The 537-nt window shown below is 69.8% G+C and carries 1 protein-coding gene; it reads left to right on the top strand.

Annotation, left to right across the window (positions count from 1 at the left end; translation table 11 throughout):
- Positions 1-537: LysM peptidoglycan-binding domain-containing protein (locus EOA29_RS39490; protein WP_145970161.1), on the top strand; the 537-nt coding region annotated here is incomplete at both ends.

Here is a 537-nt window from a genome sequence, read left to right as displayed (position 1 = left end):
TAAGATCGCCGTCGAGGCGGTCGAGATCGACGGCAGCAAGATTTTCGTCGCCGGCACGGCCGATCCCGGCCGCAAGGTGCGCGCCTATGCCGACGACATGCTGCTCGGAGAAGCGCAGACTTCGCCCGACGGGCATTTCCTGATCGAGGCCAAGCGCGACATCCCGGTCGGCAGCTACACCATCCATGTCGATGGCCTTGCCGACGACGGCGCGAAGGTCGTCGCCCGCGCGGCCGTGCCGTTCGAGCGTGAGCCCGGCGAGTCGATTGCGGCCGTTGCGCCGAACGAGGCCAAGCCCGGCGAGGCGAAACCCGCTGAGGCCAAGCCTGCGGCCGAGGCGCCGGCATCCGCCGCAACGAAGCCCGCCCCGGCCGCCGAGGCTCCGGCCAAGGCCGCGGAAGCGACGCCGTCAGCCGGCGTTGCCGAAACCGTGGCACCGAAGCTTGAGCATGCCGACGGTTCCGTCATCATCCGCCGCAACGACACGCTCTGGCGCATCTCGCGCCGCGTCTACGGCCATGGCACTCGCTTCTCGAC

The sequence above is a fragment of the Mesorhizobium sp. M1E.F.Ca.ET.063.01.1.1 genome (genome assembly GCF_003998155.1).
In the GTDB taxonomy this organism is placed as follows: Bacteria; Pseudomonadota; Alphaproteobacteria; order Rhizobiales; family Rhizobiaceae; genus Mesorhizobium.
The sequence above is the reverse complement of the archived record's forward strand: the minus strand, read 5'-3'. Positions and strand labels throughout refer to the sequence as shown.